The 17799-nt window shown below is 54.1% G+C and carries 16 protein-coding genes and 1 pseudogene; 6 read left to right on the plus strand and 11 right to left on the minus strand.

What is annotated here, in order from left to right; translation table 11 throughout:
• The first annotated feature begins 80 nt into the window (after nucleotides 1–80).
• Nucleotides 81–848 (plus strand): carbonic anhydrase, encoded by a 768-nt coding sequence (locus ACN0UH_RS16630; RefSeq protein ID WP_417663104.1) that lies wholly within the window; start codon nucleotides 81–83, stop codon nucleotides 846–848.
• A gap of 52 nt (nucleotides 849–900) precedes the next feature.
• Here the strand turns inward: ACN0UH_RS16630 and speD are convergent, their stop codons facing one another.
• Nucleotides 901–1695: an adenosylmethionine decarboxylase gene (speD, locus tag ACN0UH_RS16635; RefSeq protein WP_010486151.1), complete on the minus strand. Its 795-nt coding sequence runs from the start codon at nucleotides 1693–1695 to the stop codon at nucleotides 901–903.
• A 260-nt stretch (nucleotides 1696–1955) separates the two neighbouring features.
• Nucleotides 1956–2387, minus strand: coding sequence for an OsmC family protein (locus tag ACN0UH_RS16640; RefSeq protein WP_417663105.1), 432 nt, complete (start codon nucleotides 2385–2387; stop codon nucleotides 1956–1958).
• A gap of 236 nt (nucleotides 2388–2623) precedes the next feature.
• On the opposite strand from ACN0UH_RS16640, the gene crp reads away from it, so the two are divergent.
• The gene (gene crp / locus ACN0UH_RS16645; RefSeq protein WP_010486147.1) at nucleotides 2624–3268 is read left to right on the plus strand and encodes a cAMP-activated global transcriptional regulator CRP; all 645 of its coding nucleotides are present in this window, start codon (nucleotides 2624–2626) and stop codon (nucleotides 3266–3268) included.
• A gap of 80 nt (nucleotides 3269–3348) precedes the next feature.
• Here crp and trpC read toward each other — a convergent pair whose 3' ends face one another.
• The 6 genes and pseudogenes from trpC to rpe form a co-directional block, all read right to left on the minus strand.
• Nucleotides 3349–4188: an indole-3-glycerol phosphate synthase TrpC gene (trpC, locus tag ACN0UH_RS16650; RefSeq protein ID WP_417663106.1), complete on the minus strand. Its 840-nt coding sequence runs from the start codon at nucleotides 4186–4188 to the stop codon at nucleotides 3349–3351.
• Nucleotides 4185–5234, minus strand: a complete 1050-nt coding sequence (gene trpD, locus ACN0UH_RS16655) for an anthranilate phosphoribosyltransferase (RefSeq protein WP_417663107.1) — start codon at nucleotides 5232–5234, stop codon at nucleotides 4185–4187. The genes trpC and trpD overlap by 4 nt, the downstream gene beginning before the upstream one ends.
• Nucleotides 5234–5827: an aminodeoxychorismate/anthranilate synthase component II gene (locus tag ACN0UH_RS16660; protein WP_417663108.1), complete on the minus strand. Its 594-nt coding sequence runs from the start codon at nucleotides 5825–5827 to the stop codon at nucleotides 5234–5236. Before ACN0UH_RS16660 ends, trpD begins: the two co-directional genes overlap by 1 nt.
• Nucleotides 5828–5837: 10 nt before the next feature.
• A complete protein-coding gene (gene trpE / locus ACN0UH_RS16665; protein ID WP_417663109.1) occupies nucleotides 5838–7313 on the minus strand; it encodes an anthranilate synthase component I in 1476 nt (491 codons plus the stop codon).
• Nucleotides 7314–7381: 68 nt separating this feature from the next.
• A pseudogene (locus ACN0UH_RS16670) lies at nucleotides 7382–8243 on the minus strand (phosphoglycolate phosphatase).
• Nucleotides 8240–8914, minus strand: a complete 675-nt coding sequence (rpe, locus tag ACN0UH_RS16675) for a ribulose-phosphate 3-epimerase (protein ID WP_417663110.1) — start codon at nucleotides 8912–8914, stop codon at nucleotides 8240–8242. The pseudogene ACN0UH_RS16670 and the gene rpe overlap by 4 nt, the downstream one beginning before the upstream one ends.
• Nucleotides 8915–9049: 135 nt before the next feature.
• Here rpe and ACN0UH_RS16680 point away from each other — a divergent pair, with 135 nt between their 5' ends.
• Nucleotides 9050–10075 (plus strand): alpha/beta hydrolase family protein, encoded by a 1026-nt coding sequence (locus tag ACN0UH_RS16680; RefSeq protein ID WP_417663111.1) that lies wholly within the window; start codon nucleotides 9050–9052, stop codon nucleotides 10073–10075.
• Between the two features lie 25 nt (nucleotides 10076–10100).
• On the opposite strand, the gene ACN0UH_RS16685 is transcribed toward ACN0UH_RS16680, so the two are convergent.
• From ACN0UH_RS16685 to ACN0UH_RS16695, 3 genes are read right to left on the minus strand one after another with little or no spacing between them, the layout of a single operon-like run.
• Complete coding sequence (locus ACN0UH_RS16685; protein ID WP_417663112.1) at nucleotides 10101–10841, minus strand: DnaJ domain-containing protein; 741 nt, start codon at nucleotides 10839–10841, stop codon at nucleotides 10101–10103.
• Between the two features lies 1 nt (nucleotide 10842).
• Nucleotides 10843–11514, minus strand: a complete 672-nt coding sequence (gene murU, locus ACN0UH_RS16690; protein ID WP_417663113.1) for an N-acetylmuramate alpha-1-phosphate uridylyltransferase MurU — start codon at nucleotides 11512–11514, stop codon at nucleotides 10843–10845.
• On the minus strand, nucleotides 11511–12545 hold the full coding sequence (locus ACN0UH_RS16695; protein WP_417663114.1) for an aminoglycoside phosphotransferase family protein: 1035 nt from the start codon (nucleotides 12543–12545) through the stop codon (nucleotides 11511–11513). The genes murU and ACN0UH_RS16695 overlap by 4 nt, the downstream gene beginning before the upstream one ends.
• Before the next feature lie 125 nt (nucleotides 12546–12670).
• On the opposite strand from ACN0UH_RS16695, the gene ACN0UH_RS16700 reads away from it, so the two are divergent.
• Genes ACN0UH_RS16700 through pdxA form a run of 3 tightly spaced genes read left to right on the plus strand, consistent with a single transcriptional unit; the run spans nucleotide 12671 to nucleotide 17710 of the window.
• Nucleotides 12671–15445: an LPS-assembly protein LptD gene (locus tag ACN0UH_RS16700; RefSeq protein ID WP_417663115.1), complete on the plus strand. Its 2775-nt coding sequence runs from the start codon at nucleotides 12671–12673 to the stop codon at nucleotides 15443–15445.
• Entirely contained in the window at nucleotides 15426–16718 is a 1293-nt protein-coding gene (locus ACN0UH_RS16705) for a peptidylprolyl isomerase (RefSeq protein WP_177408628.1), read from the plus strand. Before ACN0UH_RS16700 ends, ACN0UH_RS16705 begins: the two co-directional genes overlap by 20 nt.
• Nucleotides 16715–17710, plus strand: coding sequence for a 4-hydroxythreonine-4-phosphate dehydrogenase PdxA (pdxA, locus tag ACN0UH_RS16710; RefSeq protein WP_417663116.1), 996 nt, complete (start codon nucleotides 16715–16717; stop codon nucleotides 17708–17710). The genes ACN0UH_RS16705 and pdxA overlap by 4 nt, the downstream gene beginning before the upstream one ends.
• Nucleotides 17711–17799 lie beyond the last annotated feature (89 nt).

The following is a 17799-nucleotide window of genomic DNA, read 5'->3' on the forward strand; positions in this document are numbered from 1 at the left end:
CGGTCGAGACTATCTGAACGCCTGACCGGGTAGAAAACCCGGCCAGGTAGCCCAACCGGTAAAACACAAGGAATGTGCTTATGTTGGTAAAACCAATCCGCCTGAAACTTATTGCCTGTATGTTCGCAGCTTTACCGCTATACAGCGCTGCAAGCGAATGGAGCTATTCAGGACACAGTGCCCCGGATCACTGGGCCATGCTCGATGCCAATGGCAACTACTCCACCTGTGCCAAGGGCACACACCAATCACCCATCGATATACCTAGCGCTAGCGCGAAGCATATCAATGCGGCATCAGCCAGCCTTGGTATTGACTATCAGCGCAGCCCGCTAGACGTTGTCAACAATGGTCACTCGATTCAAGCCAATGTAGCAGGAGACAGCAGGCTTGAGTTTCAGGGTAAAACTTACAAACTACTACAGTTCCACTTCCACTCTCCAAGCGAACACCTGTACAACGGCAAACGTTTCCCCATGGAAATGCATTGGGTCAATCAGGCGTCGGATGGCTCATTATTAGTAATTGCAGCGATGATCAAAAGCGGCGAGAAGAACGCCCAGTTTGAACACATCTGGAACAAAATATTGCCGCAAAAAAAGGGGGAGCACATACAAATCAGCCAAGCGCAGGCACCTGATCTCGGCAGAATTCTCCCCAGCGTCAGCAAGCACTTTTTCTATAAAGGATCATTGACCACACCGCCCTGCACAGAAGGCGTGCAATGGGTATTATTCGAGCAGCCATTGCAGCTGTCCGCCGACCAGATCAGCGCATTTCAAAGTATTTTTACTGGCAACAATCGTCCAGCGTCAGCAATCAATCAGCGCGAGATTGATGAGGACTGAGTATTTGCCTGAAAAGAGCCCGCATTAGCGGGCTCTTTGCTCAGCAGAACATCTACTTGGGCATATTGCGCGCGTAGAAAATCTCAAGCATCTCGTGACGCAAACGCGCCTCCACCTGTTGACGCTGCTCTGGCGTCAGGCTACGGGTGGCATCACCGAAAAGGTAATCATCCAGGTCGTAGTTCTTGAGCAACATCTTGGTGTGGAAGAGATTTTCCTGATACACGTTAACGTCCGTCATTTGATAGGCGTCTTGTGTGTCATCGGACAGGTAGTTCTGAATCGAATTGATCTCATGATCGATAAAGTGCTTCTTGCCTTCAACGTCACGGGTGAACCCACGAACGCGGTAATCGACAGTCACGATGTCCGAATCAAATTGGTGGATCAGGTAATTCAGCGCCTTGAGCGGTGAAATCACGCCGCAAGTCGATACGTCAATATCAACCCGGAAAGTGGCAATACCATCTACCGGATGGATTTCCGGATAGGTATGTACGGTGATGTGGCTTTTATCCAGATGCGCAAGGATGGTCTCAGGCAGCGGGCCTGGTGACTCCTCTATCTGGCTTTCGGTCGGCTCAACCGGCTGCTCGGAAATCAGGATGGTCACGCTAGCGCCTTGCGGCTCGTAATCCTGACGGGCAATGTTGAGGATGTTGGCACCGATAATGTCAACAACATCAGTGAGAATCTGCGTCAGGCGCTCGGCATCGTACTCTTCGTCGATGTACTGAACGTATGCCTGCTGGTCTTCCGGCGTTTCCGCGTAGCAGATGTCATAGATGTTGAAGCTCAAGGTCTTGGTCAGGTTGTTAAACCCATGGAGCTTGAGTCTGCTTTTCACCGTTTTAAAACTCTCTATAGAAAAGCGGCAGGGCCGCGTGATCGAGCATGCCCGTCAACCGTGAAGTACCCGGCTGCGTAGGACGGTTAACACCTCTTCGCTTTGGCGATTTTGGTTATGTGTACGAAGTGCATAGCACCCCTAAAAAGGGGCGCCATTATGCAGATGCAATGCACCGCCCGCCAGAGTGTGGACGCTACAAATGATAAAAGGATGTCAGCAGCAGGCTAAAACATCAGTTGAAGATGCCTTAACGCAGCTTATTGAGCCTGTCCGAGCTCGATAATCTCGTAGTCGTGGGTGATTTCAACCCCGCCGCGAGCAAGCATGATTGATGCAGAGCAATACTTCTCAGCCGACAACTCGACCGCTCGCTTGACCTGCGCCTCTTTTAAGCCGCGCCCCTTGACCACAAAGTGCAGATGAATCTTGGTGAACACCTTGGGTTCCTCACCCGCTCGTTCGGCTTCAAGGAACGCCTCGCAGCTTTCAACTGCTTGGCGAGACTTCTTAAGAATGCTCACCACATCGAAGTTGCTGCAGCCACCGAGACCAATCAACACCATTTCCATAGGCCGAACACCCAGATTACGTCCGCCGCTTTCGGGAGGGCCGTCCATCACAACGGCATGACCACTACCCGATTCGCCGATAAAAAGGGCGTCACCAGCCCATTGAATGCGCGCTTTCATTACCAAAACCCCGCTGATGAAAAGTCCGGCAGCTTATCACAGCGCCGTAAACACCCGGCTATAGCCTCACTTTGGAGAAAGTTCAACTCAATGTTGTTAGCTGGGTCGCAAAATGAGCCCGTGTAAGATAGTGTTGGTTAAGCTGGCGCCACTTTACTGGCACACTAGCTCACATAACTAATAAGAAAACGCCTGCAATACACAAGGCACACATTTTTATATTTCGGGACTCGGGCATGGTCGCAATAACCCTTACACCTAAAATAAAGAACCTCGACAAGCTTCTTGCACATTGTCACCGCCGTCGTTACACGGCAAAAAGCACCATCATCTATGCGGGTGACCGCTGCGAAACACTATTCTTCATTGTTAAAGGTTCGGTAACGATCCTGATTGAAGATGACGACGGCCGCGAGATGATCATCGCGTATCTCAACTCTGGCGATTTTTTCGGCGAGCTTGGCCTGTTTGATAAAGAAGGCGCCGATAAAGAGCGCAGCGCCTGGGTCCGCGCAAAAACCGAGTGCGAAGTTGCTGAGCTTAGCTACACCAAGTTCCGCGAGCTGACAGAGCAGGACCCGGACATCCTTTATGCGCTGGGCAGCCAAATGGCAGAACGCCTGCGCAATACCACACGCAAAGTCGGTGACCTGGCATTCCTCGATGTAACTGGCCGCGTGGCCCGGACACTGCTCGACCTGTGCAAGCAACCGGATGCAATGACTCACCCCGACGGCATGCAGATCAAAATCACTCGTCAGGAAATCGGCCGAATCGTCGGTTGCTCTCGTGAGATGGTTGGCCGTGTACTCAAAGCGCTCGAAGAACAGGGCTTGGTGCACGTCAAAGGCAAAACCATGGTTGTTTTCGGCACCCGTTGATAGCGCTAAAATGCGATACGCGACATAAAAAAACCGCTACTCAGGAATACTGAAGTAGCGGTTTTTTTTAGCCTGTACGACTAATCAACATCAAGGTTGTTACTGAACAAGCGCTTACGGTCTGGAAAGAACAGACGCTCCAACTCAACCCCTGGCTTCTCTGCTCGCATGAAGGTTTCACCGACCAGAAATCCATGCACCTCATTGATTTCCATCAACTCAACATCAGCTCGGTTGATGATGCCACTTTCGGTCACAACCATGCGGTCGCGGGGCACTTGCGTCAACAGTTCCAACGTTGTTTCCAGATTAACCTCGAAGGTATGCAGGTTGCGGTTGTTGATCCCGATGAGCGGAGTGTCCAGCGTGTTCAGTGCGCGCTCCAGTTCTTCTGCGTCGTGCACCTCAACCAGCACGTCAAGGTTGAACGACTTGGCCGTAGCTGCCAGCTCAGCCATTTGCTCGTCTTCTAATGCCGAGACAATCAGCAACACACAATCAGCACCTAATGCCCGCGACTCGACGATCTGATAAGGATCAATCATGAAGTCCTTACGCAGCACCGGCAGTGAGCAGGCGTTACGTGCCAGCTGCAAAAAATGATCAGCGCCCTGGAAGAAATCGATATCAGTCAATACCGATAAACAGGTTGCACCGCCTTCCTGGTAGCAACGGGCAATTTCAGCTGGCTCAAAGTGTTCACGGATCACACCTTTGCTTGGCGAGGCTTTTTTGATCTCGGCAATCACCGCAGACTTTTTCGCAGCCGCTTGTTCAAGCAGCGCCAGAGCAAACCCGCGCGGCGCATCAGCAGCACGCGCCTCACGCTCTAGCTCACTGAGACTGGTGATGCGGCTGCGCGCAGCCACTTCTTCGACTTTACGCGCAAGGATTTTTTCCAGAACAGTTGGCCCGCTCACCCTTGGTTCTCCTGTTTGAATACTGCTGTGAATGATGCCAGCTCTTGCATTTTTTCGCGCGCAAGGCCCGTGCACAAGGCATCGTGAGCCAATTGCACACCTTCTTTAAGGCTTGTAGCTAAGTCAGCAGCATACAGTGCCGCACCCGCATTGAGTGCGATCATATCAGCCGCTTTTTCTCCTGCCTCGGTTTTGCGCTTGCCCAATGCATCATTAATCAACGCAAGCGATGCTTCAGGACTATCAACCGTAAGCCCAACCAGACTCTGGCTCTTTAGGCCAAGATCTTCTGGAAGCACCTCATATTCGCTAATCTGACCATCTTTTAACTCGGCAACATGAGTCGCTGCCGCGAGACTGAACTCATCCAGACCATCTCGCGAATGCACCACTAGAATATGCTTGCTACCCAAGCGTTTGAGCACCTCGGCCAGAGGCCTGCACAAGGCTTGGCTAAACACGCCAACGACTTGATGCTGGACACCCGCCGGGTTTGTCAGAGGGCCAAGCATATTGAAAAGTGTACGCAACCCCAGCTCACGTCGCGGTCCAGCTGCATACTTCATCGCCTTGTGATGCACCTGCGCGAACATAAAGCCGACACCGACGCTATCGATACAGCGAGCGACCTGTTCTGGGGTCAAATTCAAATAGATGCCCGAGGCTTCGAGTAAATCAGCGCTACCACTTTTGCCTGAAACAGCGCGATTACCATGTTTGGCAACCTTGCCTCCCGCCGCTGCGACAACAAAACTTGCAGCAGTTGAAACATTGAAGATGTTCGCGCCATCGCCGCCAGTCCCCACCACATCTACAACGTGATCCAAGGTCGGCAATACAACATGGCTGGCCAGTTCACGCATGACAGAAACGGCACCGACGATTTCATCGATTGTTTCGCTCTTCATGCGCATACCCATCAGGAACGCGCCAATCTGGGCTTCAGTGCACTGGCCGGTCATGATTTCGCGCATGACGTCCTGCATTTCCTCGGTGCTAAGGTCGAGCTGACTGACGATTCGGTTAAGGGCTTGTTTGATATCCATCAGCGCACGCCTCCTTGTTGTTTGAGGAAATTGGCAAACAGCTCATGGCCTTGCTCAGTGAGAATAGACTCCGGGTGGAACTGCACCCCTTCGACATTCAGGGTCTTGTGACGCAGGCCCATAATTTCATCGACCGCACCGTCTTCAGTCTGAGTCCAGGCGGTCACCTCAAGGCAGTCGGGCAAGGTTTCACGCTTAACCACCAACGAGTGGTAGCGAGTCACGGTCAACGGATTATTAAGCCCGGTAAAAACACCTTTATCCAAGTGATGAACCGGACTGGTCTTGCCGTGCATGACCTGCCGTGCGCGCACGACATCGCCGCCGAACGCCTGGCCGATGCTTTGGTGCCCCAAGCACACGCCAAGCAAAGGCAGCTTGCCAGCGAAGTGCTTGATCACTTCAAGTGAAACGCCCGCTTCGTTCGGCGTGCAAGGCCCAGGAGACACAACTATACGATCAGGCTTGAGCGCCTCGATATCAGCGATGGTTAACTCGTCGTTGCGCACAACTTTGACATCTTCACCCAACTCACCGAGGTACTGCACCACGTTGTAGGTAAAGGAGTCGTAATTATCGATCATCAGTAACATGGCAAGCTCCTCAGTGAGATTGTTCGGCTAGGGCAACAGCACGGAACATAGCCCGACGTTTGTTAAGCGTTTCTTCCCACTCAAGTGCGGGCACTGAGTCAGCAACAATCCCGCCGCCTGCTTGAACATGCAGCTCACCGTTTTTGATCACCGCTGTACGAATCGCGATCGCGGTGTCCATGTTACCGTTCCAGGCCATGTAGCCCACTGCTCCGCCATAAACACCGCGCTTCACGGGCTCTAGTTGGTCAATGATTTCCATGGCACGGATTTTCGGTGCGCCGGACAAGGTGCCTGCTGGCAAAATAGCGCGCAGAGCGTCCATTGCAGTCAGGCCTGGCTTCAACTGTCCGGTAACGTTGGACACGATGTGCATCACGTTAGAGTAACGCTCGATGACCATTTTCTCGGTCAACTTGACGCTCCCGGTATTGGCCACACGACCCACATCGTTGCGTCCAAGATCGATCAACATCAAATGCTCAGCGACTTCCTTGGCATCGGACAGCAAATCCTCTTCGAGCGCCTGATCGGCTTCTTCGTTGGCGCCACGTGGACGTGTACCGGCGATTGGGCGGACGGTAATCAGGTTATCTTCAACCCGCACCAGCACCTCTGGCGAGCTGCCAACTACGTGGAAATCGCCAAAATTGAAGAAGTACATATAAGGCGTCGGATTGATGCAGCGCAGCGCCCGGTAGAGATCAATCGGCGCGGCCTTGAAGTCAATCGACATGCGCTGCGATGGCACCACCTGCATGCAATCGCCCGCCAATATATATTCCTTGATGGTATCAACCGCACGCTCATAGTCTTCGCGACTGAAGCTTGAGCGGAACGCAGGCTCGGCACCCACCGGCGCATTCAGGTCGACACCAAGCCGTGGCTCGATCGGCTGACGCAACTTGTGCAAAATTTCTTGTAGGTGTGCTTGAGCCTGCTCGAAGCCATCCTCTTGAGCAGGATCGGCCAACACGATCGCATGCATCTTGCCCGCGAGATTGTCGAAAACAACCACCGCATCCGAGACCATCAACAGAATATCCGGATTACCCAGCGGATCCGGATTGGGGCAAACAGCTAGGCGCTTTTCAACGTAACGAACGCTGTCGTAACCAAAATAACCGACTAGGCCACCATTAAAGCGCGGCAGGCCTGGCAGGGTCGGGACTTTGTAGCGCTCTTTGAATTGCTCGACAAACGCCAGCGGATCTTCACATTCATGACGCTCGGTCTCGACGCCGTCGATACTAACGATGACGGTGTGATCATAGGCGCGCAGCACTGTCCGTGCTGGCAAGCCGATGATTGAGTAACGCCCCCATTTTTCACCGCCCTGAACTGACTCAAGCAGATAGGTGTTGGCTTGATCAGCCAGTTTCAGATAGATCGACAGCGGTGTGTCGAAATCAGCAATGGTTTCGTGGGCAACAGGGATACGGTTATAGCCGGAAGCGGCTAAACGCAGGAATTCTTCGCGGATCATGATCTGCCTCGTGGTTTGAGGGTAAAACGGTCGTGTGCAAACGCGCCGGCTAACCGGCCAATATCAATTCAGAGGCGCCAGCGCCAACGGGCCAGAGCCTTGATGATTTTCATTCCAGCTCGTTCAAGCCAGAGTTTGCAGGTAACCACCACGGGGAAATCTCTAGAGAGTGGATGTAAAGTCAGGCAACACTAGCGCAGGCGCCGGGTCTAATCAACCCAGCGATGCTTCGGACTCAAAGGAAATCAACGGTATCAGCTCACGCAAATCATCCAGCACGCAGGCCGGACGCTCTTCGCTAATAGGCCGACCGTGGTTATAGCCATAACTCAGTGCGACGCACAAAACCTGCGCAGCCTTGGCTGCACGCACGTCATTGCGCGAATCACCCACAAATAACGCCTGATTAGTGCTGACCTGAGCCATATGCATGACATGCAGCAGCGCAGCAGGATCAGGCTTCTGTTGTGGCAAGGTATCGCCGCCAATAATCCAACGAAAATAGCCACCCAAGCCCTTTTCATCCAGCAACGGAGCAACAAATCGCTCCGGTTTATTCGTTACCACAGCCATCATCACACCCTGCTCCTGCAACCAGTCGAGGGTTTCGACCACGCCAGGATAAACCTGCGTCAGCTGGTGGTTATCGGCATATGCGTTCATAAACAGTTCAAGCGCAGGCCCTGCTTGCGCCTCATCAACATGCTCATGCGCCATGTTCTTGGCCAGTCCGCGGCGCACCAACACGCGCGCGCCGTTACCAATCCAGTGACGCACATTGTCTATACCCGCTGGCGCGTGGCCAAGCGCGTGCAGGGTTTTATCGAGGGCGGCCGCCAAATCTGGAGCCGAATCAATCAGGGTACCGTCAAGGTCGAACATCACCAGTTTCGGCAGCTTTCCAGCAAGCACGGAGCTTAAAGGCATCAGCCCTGCACCTGCGCCAGTTCAGTGCGCATGGCATTGATCACCGCTGAGTAATCCGGCTGATTGAAGATCGCCGAGCCTGCAACAAAAGTGTCCGCGCCCGCTTGAGCAATTTCACGAATATTGCCGACGTTGACTCCGCCGTCGATTTCCAGGCGAATCTCGCGTCCACTCGCATCAATAAGCGCTCGCGCCTCACGCAGCTTGTCTAGGGTGCCGGGGATAAACTTCTGCCCGCCAAAGCCTGGGTTAACACTCATAAGCAAAATCATGTCGACCTTGTCCATCACATGCTTGAGCACGCTCAGCGGGGTCGCCGGATTGAACACCAAGCCTGCCTTGCAGCCGCCATCACGAATCAACTGCAGCGAGCGGTCGATGTGTTCGGAAGCTTCGGGATGGAAGGTTATATAGCTAGCGCCCGCTTCAATGAAATCGCCGATAATGCGATCAACCGGCTTGACCATCAAGTGTGCGTCAATCGGGGCAGTGACTCCGTACTTACGCAGCGCCGCACAGACCATTGGCCCAATGGTCAGATTCGGCACGTAATGATTGTCCATTACGTCAAAGTGAACAATATCGGCGCCCGCAGCGAGTACGTTATCCACTTCCTCGCCCAGTCGGGCAAAATCAGCAGAAAGGATTGACGGGGCAATGGCGAAGGGCTGCATGGCTAACCTCAGAAATACACACGGATTGCGCGCATTGTAGCAGCCCGCACTAAGGTTTTGCCGTGCATATGGCGGCTTACAAGTGCATGTCGAAACAGCTAGGCTGGAACACTCTGGCACCGGGGAAACTTACTTATGTTGTTGCGCACACTTTCTATCGCTCTCAGCCTACTAATAATTGGACCATTGGCGCTTGCCGAAACCGCCCCCGAAAGCGCTGAGCCACCCGTAAAAGCTGAAGAAAAACCTACTGTGCGCCCTGCCCTTGGCGAACGCAGCCAAGCCGAAACAGCTGCGCTTGAAAGACAATTAGCCGCTCACGAACAGCAACAGCTGAAAACCCAGGCAAACGAAACATTTCTAGCTTTATGGCGCCCAGCCAATAGCGCCACACCAATGGGTGCAGTGATTTTAGTTCCGGGAAAAGATGAAAGCCCAGACTGGCCGATCGGCATTGGTCCGTTGCGGCACAAACTCCCAGACGCAGGCTGGAGCAGCCTGAGCCTGACACTGCCAGACGCCGAGGAGGCACCGTTGCCAGATAACAGCAATGAGCCTGTACCGAATACAAACACTGAAACTGGCGAAGTGCCCGCAGAGCAGCCAGAAATACCAGCGCAACCGGCGGAAGCGACGTCAGACCCCGCTGAACAAGCCCAGGATACGACTGCAACACCTGAACCAAGCAACAGTGACCCTGCAGAAACACAACAGGCTTACGTTGATCGCATATTTGCGCGCATCGCGGCAGGAATTACCTTCGCACAGCAAAAAGGGGCCACGACAGTTGTATTGACCGGCCAGGGAACTGGCGCTTACTGGGCTGCACGCTATATCGCTGAACAACAACCGCAGCCGGTGAACAACCTGTTGTTGGTTGCCGCGCAGGCGCCTGCCGGTTTTGAACCCGAATTGGAGACACTGATCAGCCAGCTTGAACTTGCAACCGGGGACTTTTACTACAAGGATCAAACCGCCGAACGAGAAGCTGCCAAACAACGCCTGAATGCGGCGAAGAGGCAGAAACGTACAGCCTACTTGCAAGTGGCAATGACTTCACTGCCCGGCAATCGAGATGTTGAACAGGAGCAACTCTTTCGGCGCATCAAAGGCTGGCTTAGCTTGCATTTACAAGGCAATACCAGCCCAGCAGCGCAGTAGACATACCCGCAGCAACAGGGACAACTCAAAACCCATGACGCTTGCGTACAACATCATAGGCATGATGCAGCTCGCGGGTTTTTTCTGTGGCCGCTCGCACCTGGTCAACGCTGGCACCACTGCCTTGCAGTTTATCCGGGTGATGACGACTCAACAGCAGCCGGTATGCGCGCTTGATCTCTGCAGGTTCACTCTGAGCAGTAACGCCAAACAATCGCAGCGCTTGCTGGTACGCAGACGAAACAGGCATTGACTGGCCACCTGTGCGCAACGCTTCGTTGGCATGCACCGACACTCCCAACCATGTCCCCCAAAGCAAAATCAACTCACGCTCCGTGCGACTCACCCGGCCAGCAGCACTTGCCACACGCCAGCATGCACTCAACAGCAAAGTGGCGTTACGACTTTGTCCACGCAACGGCGCGCGTAGATTGTCACGCCCGGTCTTCCCTCTGGAAAATGCCTCAATCGCCCGCCGCTGGGCCGCCTCATCAAGCCGCAAGCGCTGCATTTCTAAACGCACCTGCTCAATATGTTGTGGCAACACCCGACCGTCACATTTGGCTAGACGCCCGAGCATCACGAACAGCAGTTGATCATCCTCGGCCTGCGCAGGCCCGCCAAGACGCTCACGCAATTGCGCCCAACTGGCCATACGCAAACGCCGGTCGACAACTTGGCCAAGCAGGCCCCCCAGTAAACCACCGGGAATACTGGCAATGGCAAATCCTGCAACAGCGCCCAACACTGTGCTCGGCCAAATCACTTTAGTGCTCCTGCGCCAACAACCGCTCAACATCGGCTAAACGCTCATGCGTGCCAACATCTATCCAGTGCCCGCTAAAATGTTCACCACTAACCAACCCTTGCGCCATTGCCTCACGCAACAACGGTGCAAGCTTAAAAGCCCCCGCCTCGCATCCTGCAAACAGCTGGGGCGACAACACTGCAATTCCACTGTAAGTCAGACACTCTTGCCCTGCAGCGCCGTCATGGACCATGCCCTGCTGCAGATAAAAGTCGCCCTGAGTATGGTGCGCAGGATTATCGACCAACACCAGATGCGCCAAGCCATTAATGGGTTGCTGCAAATTAGCGAAGCTGTAGTCAGTAAACACATCGCCATTCACCACCAGAAATGGCTCGTCACCGAGTAGCGGCAAGGCACGATGAATTCCACCACCGGTCTCCAGTGGCTCGCCTTCAGCGGAGTAGCAGATACTCACCCCAAAACGACTTCCATCGCCGAGATAATCCTCGATCTGCTGCCCCAACCAGGCATGATTGATTACCAACTCGCTAACCCCCGCACTGACCAGGGCATTGATGTGGTATTCAATCAGCGGCACACCTGCTGCACGCACCAGTGGCTTTGGCGTGTGCAGTGTCAACGGGCGCATGCGCTCGCCCTTACCTGCGGCCAGAATCATCGCTTTCATAGTTGAGTCACCGATGGTTCAGTTGCTTGCGGCAAACTGGCAAATAATTTCGCCAGTTCAGCCAGCTCGGGACGACGCTGGATAACTGCATTGATGTACGCGAAAAATCTTGGCACATCAGCCAAATACTTGGGCTTGCCATCACGGTGACAAATGCGCGCAAAAATACCGATGACTTTCAGATGGCGCTGCACCCCCATCAAGTCGCTGGCGCGCAAAAAGTCTTCGAGCTCAGCCTGGACTGGAATACCCACTGCTTGCGCCTTCTGCCAATAACCCTCAAGCCACTGACGCACCTGAGGTTCCGGCCAGCTAAGAAAAGCATCCTTGAACAGACAGGTCACGTCATACGTCACCGGACCATAGACCGCATCCTGAAAATCGAGCACACCTGGATTAGGCTCACTAATCATTAGATTGCGTGGCATAAAGTCGCGATGAACCAGCACCTGCGGTTGTGCCAACGCACTGTCGATCAACAAAGCACTAATTTTGTCCCATGCGTCTTGCTGCTCAACACTGAACTCAGACTTCAAGTGATGCTTAACGTACCACTCTGGGAAAAGCTCCAGTTCACGACGCAACAATGCCGTGTCATAGCTAGGCAACGCTGTATCCATTGGCAATTGCTGCAGCGCCAAGAGTGCTTGCAAGGCATCGGCAAACAATTCATCGGCAGTTTCAGGGGTGATGACATCCAGATACGTCTGGCGCCCCAAATCATTTAGCAACAAGAAACCTTGCTCAACATCTTCAGCCAAAATCAGCGGCACATTCAAATTTGCCCGTTTGAGCAAGGCCGCAATTTTCACAAATGGCCGACAATCTTCATTCGGTGGAGGGGCATCCATGACAATTAATGTGCGATTTTCGCCTTGCCAGCGAAAATAACGACGAAAGCTCGCATCACTGCTGGCAGAGGTCATTGTGGCGCTTGGAACCGCCCCCCAGCCTTGTTCTGCAAACACATTTGGCAGTTGTTGATCGAGCCATTTATCCAGCAGTTGTAGGCGTATATCTTCTTTATGCATTACATGGGTCTCCGACGGCCCTAGCCGTTGCGCGGGTCATGCTTTATTATCCAGCATCTTTTCAAGCCCATCGAGAGGCGTGCGGCCTCTAGGTCATTAGCGCGCAGGAAGCCCGGAAAAATAAGATGGCAGTAAAATACCCCGCTATTCGTAAAAAATTCCCACTTCTGGTGACTAGTGGCCTATTGGCCCTGCAACCTGTTGCCAGTCAATTTGCTGTAGCAGCCGAGCAGTATGACTGTGCGGCCTCTGCATCTGGCGGTTGGGCATGTAGCCCCAAAACTGCTGATGCGGCAGTGCCTGCGCGCCCGGTTCACACCGAGTCCAGCATCAGCACGCCTGCCTCTTCAGAGAGCAGTAGCGGCGGTAAAGTTGCAGCCGCAGCTGTCGGCACCAAGCTTGTCACTGAAAGTGAAGGCAAAGGTCTGGCATCTCGCAGCGCAGATTACAGCCATTTGGACTGGGTGCCGCGTGAAAAGTTGAGCGAAGCGCAGCTTGCGGAGACAGCTCCGTACTGTTCGGGCGCGTACGTCGAGCCTGAGCGCCCTGGCATGAATGACGATACGCCGCTAAATCAGGCGCCGATGTTCGTCTCCGCCAAAGCCTCTCGCTATCAGCAAGAAGAGCAGATTGCCACGCTGGCGGGTGATGTCGTGCTACGCCAGGCAAGCATGCAGGTTGAGGCTGATGAAGCCAACCTGCGGCAAGCTGAAAACATTGGCGAGCTGAACGGCAACGTACGCCTGCGCGATAAAGGTGCCTTGGTTGTCGGCGATCATGCCGAGCTACAACTCGATAACGGCGAAGCCAAAATCGATAACGCCGAGTACGTCTTGCACCGCGGCCACACTCGCGGCAACGCGCTGTACGCCAAGCGTGAAGAAACCGCGATTATTCGACTCAAAGACGGTACTTACACCAGTTGCGAACCTGGCAGCAATGCCTGGCACCTGACAGGTAACAACATCACGTTGAACCCTGCCACCGGTTTCGGTACCGCAACGAACGTAACCCTGCGGGTCAAAGATTTCCCGGTGTTCTACACGCCGTACATCTATTTCCCTATCGATGACCGTCGCCAGTCAGGCTTCCTGCCCCCAACCATCGGCAGCTCAAGCGACAACGGTTTCGAGCTACAGACGCCGTACTACTTCAACCTGGCTCCCAACTACGACGCCACTCTGTACCCAACGTATATGAGCGACCGTGGTTTGTTGATGGAAGGTGAAGGTCGTTATCTGACAAAGAATAGCGAAGGCCAGATTGGCGCCGCTTACCTTAACGATGAAAACGATGACCGCAAGCTCCAGTCCGACTACAGCGACACTCGCTGGATGTACAGCTGGCAGCACAAAGGTGGCTTGAATGATCGGCTGCTGGCTGAAGTTGACTACACCGACATCAGCGACCCGTACTATTTCCAGGATCTGAATACCGATCTTGGTATCGATACGCCGGACTTCGTTAACCAGCGCGGCACCCTGACTTACCGTGGTGACAGCTATACCGCCAAACTTAACGCTCATGCATATGAGCTGGCGACTATCAGTGATATCACCCCTTACAACCGCCTGCCGCAAATCACCTTGAACGGTAAGCTGCCATTCCAGCCGGGTGGTGTTCAGTTCGTTTACGGCACTGAGCTGGTTCGCTTTGATCGCGACCTGCGCAGCGGTAATTACATTGACGAGGACGGCAACCCTGAGCGACGCCTCGACGAAAACGTCAGGGGTCTAGCCCGCGCCAACGGTGATCGCTTGCACCTTGAGCCAGCAGTAAGCTTGCCGCTGGACTGGAGCTGGGGCTACATCAAGCCGCAGGCTAAATACCTGTACACCAACTACGATCTGGACTTGGATAGCCAAGGCAAGGCAAGCCTGCTCCCTGAGCAGAAGTATGACAGCACACAAAACCGTGGCGTTGGCATGCTCAGTCTCGATAGCGGCCTGTACTTCGACCGCAACACCCAATGGTTCGGCACTAATTATCGCCAGACCCTTGAGCCACGCCTGTTCTATCTCTACGTACCTGAAGAAGATCAAACCGATATCCCGGTATTCGATACCAGTGAGTCTACCTTCAGCTACAACTCGCTGTTCCGTGAAAACCGTTTCTCCGGTAAAGATCGCATAGGTGACGAAAACAAACTGTCGCTGGGCGTAACCAACCGCTGGATCGAGGACAATGGCTTCGAGCGTCAGCGCTTCAGCATTGGTCAAGCATTCTACTTTGCTGACCGCAAAGTGCAGTTGCCAGGCATTGATTACAAAACCCGTGACGATGCTCAGGCATCGGTATCACCTTACGCGCTGCAATACCTGTATCGCTTCAACCGCGATTGGCGTTTCAGCTCGGACTTCAACTGGGATCCAGACAGCCACACCACTCGCTCCGGCAGTGCCATGTTCCACTACCAGCCTGAAGATAACCCGAACAAGGTTATCAACGCCGGCTATCGCTATCGTAACGACACCGTTCGTTACGACCAAAGCACCGGTAACTGGGTTGTTGGCGGCGGTGACTACGGCACGCCTGGCACCGATGAGTACATCAAGGATTACTACAAAATCAGTCAGCATGACTTCTCGGTTATCTGGCCGATTGTTCCGCAGTGGAGCGTTATTTCACGCTGGCAGTATGATTACAGCCGCAACCGTACCCTGGAAGCCTTCGGTGGCTTTGAGTACGACAGTTGCTGCTGGAAACTGCGCTTAATTAATCGTTACTGGATCGACAATGACGAAGTTAGCCAGAACCCATCGTTTAACGATGAGCCCGATCGCGGAATCTTCCTGCAGATCGTACTCAAAGGCTTGGGCGGTGTGACTGGCAACAAAACTGAATCTTTCCTCGACCAAGGCATTCAAGGTTATCGTGAACGTGAAGACAAAGCTTTCTAATTACGTGCGCCCGCTGTTGCTGGGCGCGATGTTAATAGGTACTGCGGTACACGCTGAAGTACAACCTTTGGACCGCGTAGCGGCCATCGTCGATAACGATGTCATCATGCAAAGCCAGCTCAATGCGCGCATGAATGAGGTCCAGCAAACGATCGCCAAGCGAGGCTCAGCATTACCGCCTGAGCACGTGCTTCAACAGCAGGTGCTGGAGCGCCTGATTATTGAAGACATCCAACTGCAGATTGGCGAGCGCTCGGGGATTCGCATCACCGACGAGGAGCTTAATCAGGCCATCGGCACCATTGCCCAGCGCAATGGCATGAGTGTTGACCAGTTCCGTGCTGCGCTGAACAGAGACGGCCTGTCGTTTGACGATGCGCGGGATCAGGTGCGCCGTGAAATGATCATCAGCCGCGTGCGTCAGCGCCGCGTTGCTGATCGTATTCAGGTATCCGATCAAGAAGTACAAAACTTCCTGGCCTCGGACCTAGGCAAAATGCAGCTGTCGGAAGAGTTCCGTCTGGCTAACATTCTGGTGCCGGTTCCTGAAAGTGCAGCGCCTGAGCAAGTTCAAGCGGCTGCCCGTCAGGCCCAAGACGTTTACCAGCAGTTGCAGCAAGGTGCCGACTTCGCTCAATTGGCAATCGCCCGCTCGTCTAGCGAAACGGCATTGGAAGGCGGGGAAATGGGCTGGCGCAAAGCTGGCCAACTGCCGCCTCCGTTCGACAGCATGCTGAGCTCCATGAGTGCTGGCGACATCACTGAACCGGTACGCACGCCCGGCGGTTTTATCATCATTAAGCTGCAGGAAAAACGCGGCGGCGGCGCCCAGATGCGTGACGAAGTCAGTGTTCGTCATATCCTGATCAAGCCAAACGAAATCCGCAGCGATGCTGAGAGCCAGCGTCTGGCTGAACGCCTTTACGAGCGCATTCAAGCGGGTGAAAACTTCGCCGAACTGGCAAAGAGCTACTCGGAAGATCCAGGCTCGGCACTCAACGGCGGCAAGCTTGACTGGATTGATCCGACAGCATTGGTGCCTGAGTTCCGCGAAGTGATGGACGCCACCCCAAGCGGTGAAGTCTCCAAGCCATTTAAGTCGCGTTATGGCTGGCACGTCCTTGAAGTGATTGGCCGTCGCGCCACTGACAGCAGCGAGCAATCTCGCAAGCAGCAGGCGCAGACAATCTTGCGTAACCGTAAGTACGACGAAGAACTGCAAGCCTGGCTACGGCAGATCCGCGACGAGGCTTACGTAGAAGTTAAACAGTGACAGCGCAACGCTTTGCACTGACGCCGGGTGAGCCAGCAGGCATAGGTCCCGACCTATGCCTGCTGCTTGCCCAGCAAGCACATCCCCACCCGCTCATTGTAATTGCCAACCACGCCCTGCTTGCAGAGCGTGCGGCTTTACTCGGCTTGAGTATCCGCTTAATCAGCACCATCCCTGATGCGTGGCCAGACCGCCCCGCTCCGGCAGGCAGCCTGTATGTGTGGGATACCCCTTTAGCGGCACCAGTAACTGCTGGCCAACTGGATGCAGCCAATGCTGGATATGTGCTTGAAACACTGACTCGCGCGGGCCAAGGCTGCCTTGACGGACACTTTGCCGGGATGATTACCGCCCCCGTGCATAAGGGTGTGATCAACCAGTCAGGCATTGCGTTCTCAGGTCACACCGAGTTTCTGGCTGAACTAACGCACACTGAACAAGTGGTAATGATGCTCGCGACCCACGGCTTGCGTGTGGCGTTGGTCACCACCCATCTACCACTTAAAGATGTGGCTGGGGCGATTACCGACGAACGCTTGAGCCGTGTCACGCGCATCCTCCACAACGACCTGCACACCAAGTTTGGCCTCGAAAATCCACGTATTTTAGTCTGCGGCCTGAACCCCCACGCAGGTGAAGGCGGACACCTTGGCCGCGAAGAGATCGAAATCATCGAGCCCGCCCTTGAGCGCCTGCGGGCCGAAGGCATACAGCTGATTGGCCCTCTTCCTGCCGATACATTGTTCACCCCGAAACACCTCGACCATTGCGACGCAGTGCTGGCGATGTACCACGATCAGGGTTTGCCAGTACTCAAGTTCAAAGGATTCGGCGCCGCGGTGAATATCACCCTCGGCCTGCCGATTATCCGTACTTCAGTCGACCACGGCACCGCTCTCGATTTGGCTGGTAGCGGCAATATCGATAGCGGCAGCATGGAAGTCGCCCTGCAAACCGCCTATGAGATGGCCGCTAGCCAATTGCGCAACTGATTGCACGCTGCTGAGCGACGCCAGCGCGCTGACTCCCTGTTAAACTAGGCAATCAATATTCTTTATATTCGCTTTAAGCTCGGCTTGAC

The sequence above is a fragment of the Pseudomonas sp. genome (assembly GCF_048265905.1).
Classification (GTDB): Bacteria; Pseudomonadota; Gammaproteobacteria; order Pseudomonadales; family Pseudomonadaceae; genus Aquipseudomonas.

Coding starts and splice junctions, on each gene's coding strand:
- ACN0UH_RS16680 (WP_417663111.1), top strand. CDS start 9,050: ATGTTGTTGCGCACACTTTCTATCGCTCTCAGCCTACTAATAATTGGA.
- ACN0UH_RS16700 (WP_417663115.1), top strand. CDS start 12,671: ATGGCAGTAAAATACCCCGCTATTCGTAAAAAATTCCCACTTCTGGTG.
- ACN0UH_RS16640 (WP_417663105.1), bottom strand. CDS start 2,387: ATGAAAGCGCGCATTCAATGGGCTGGTGACGCCCTTTTTATCGGCGAA.
- murU (WP_417663113.1), bottom strand. CDS start 11,514: ATGAAAGCGATGATTCTGGCCGCAGGTAAGGGCGAGCGCATGCGCCCG.
- trpE (WP_417663109.1), bottom strand. CDS start 7,313: ATGATCCGCGAAGAATTCCTGCGTTTAGCCGCTTCCGGCTATAACCGT.
- ACN0UH_RS16695 (WP_417663114.1), bottom strand. CDS start 12,545: ATGCATAAAGAAGATATACGCCTACAACTGCTGGATAAATGGCTCGAT.
- ACN0UH_RS16660 (WP_417663108.1), bottom strand. CDS start 5,827: ATGTTACTGATGATCGATAATTACGACTCCTTTACCTACAACGTGGTG.
- trpD (WP_417663107.1), bottom strand. CDS start 5,234: ATGGATATCAAACAAGCCCTTAACCGAATCGTCAGTCAGCTCGACCTT.
- crp (WP_010486147.1), top strand. CDS start 2,624: ATGGTCGCAATAACCCTTACACCTAAAATAAAGAACCTCGACAAGCTT.
- ACN0UH_RS16630 (WP_417663104.1), top strand. CDS start 81: ATGTTGGTAAAACCAATCCGCCTGAAACTTATTGCCTGTATGTTCGCA.
- rpe (WP_417663110.1), bottom strand. CDS start 8,914: ATGCAGCCCTTCGCCATTGCCCCGTCAATCCTTTCTGCTGATTTTGCC.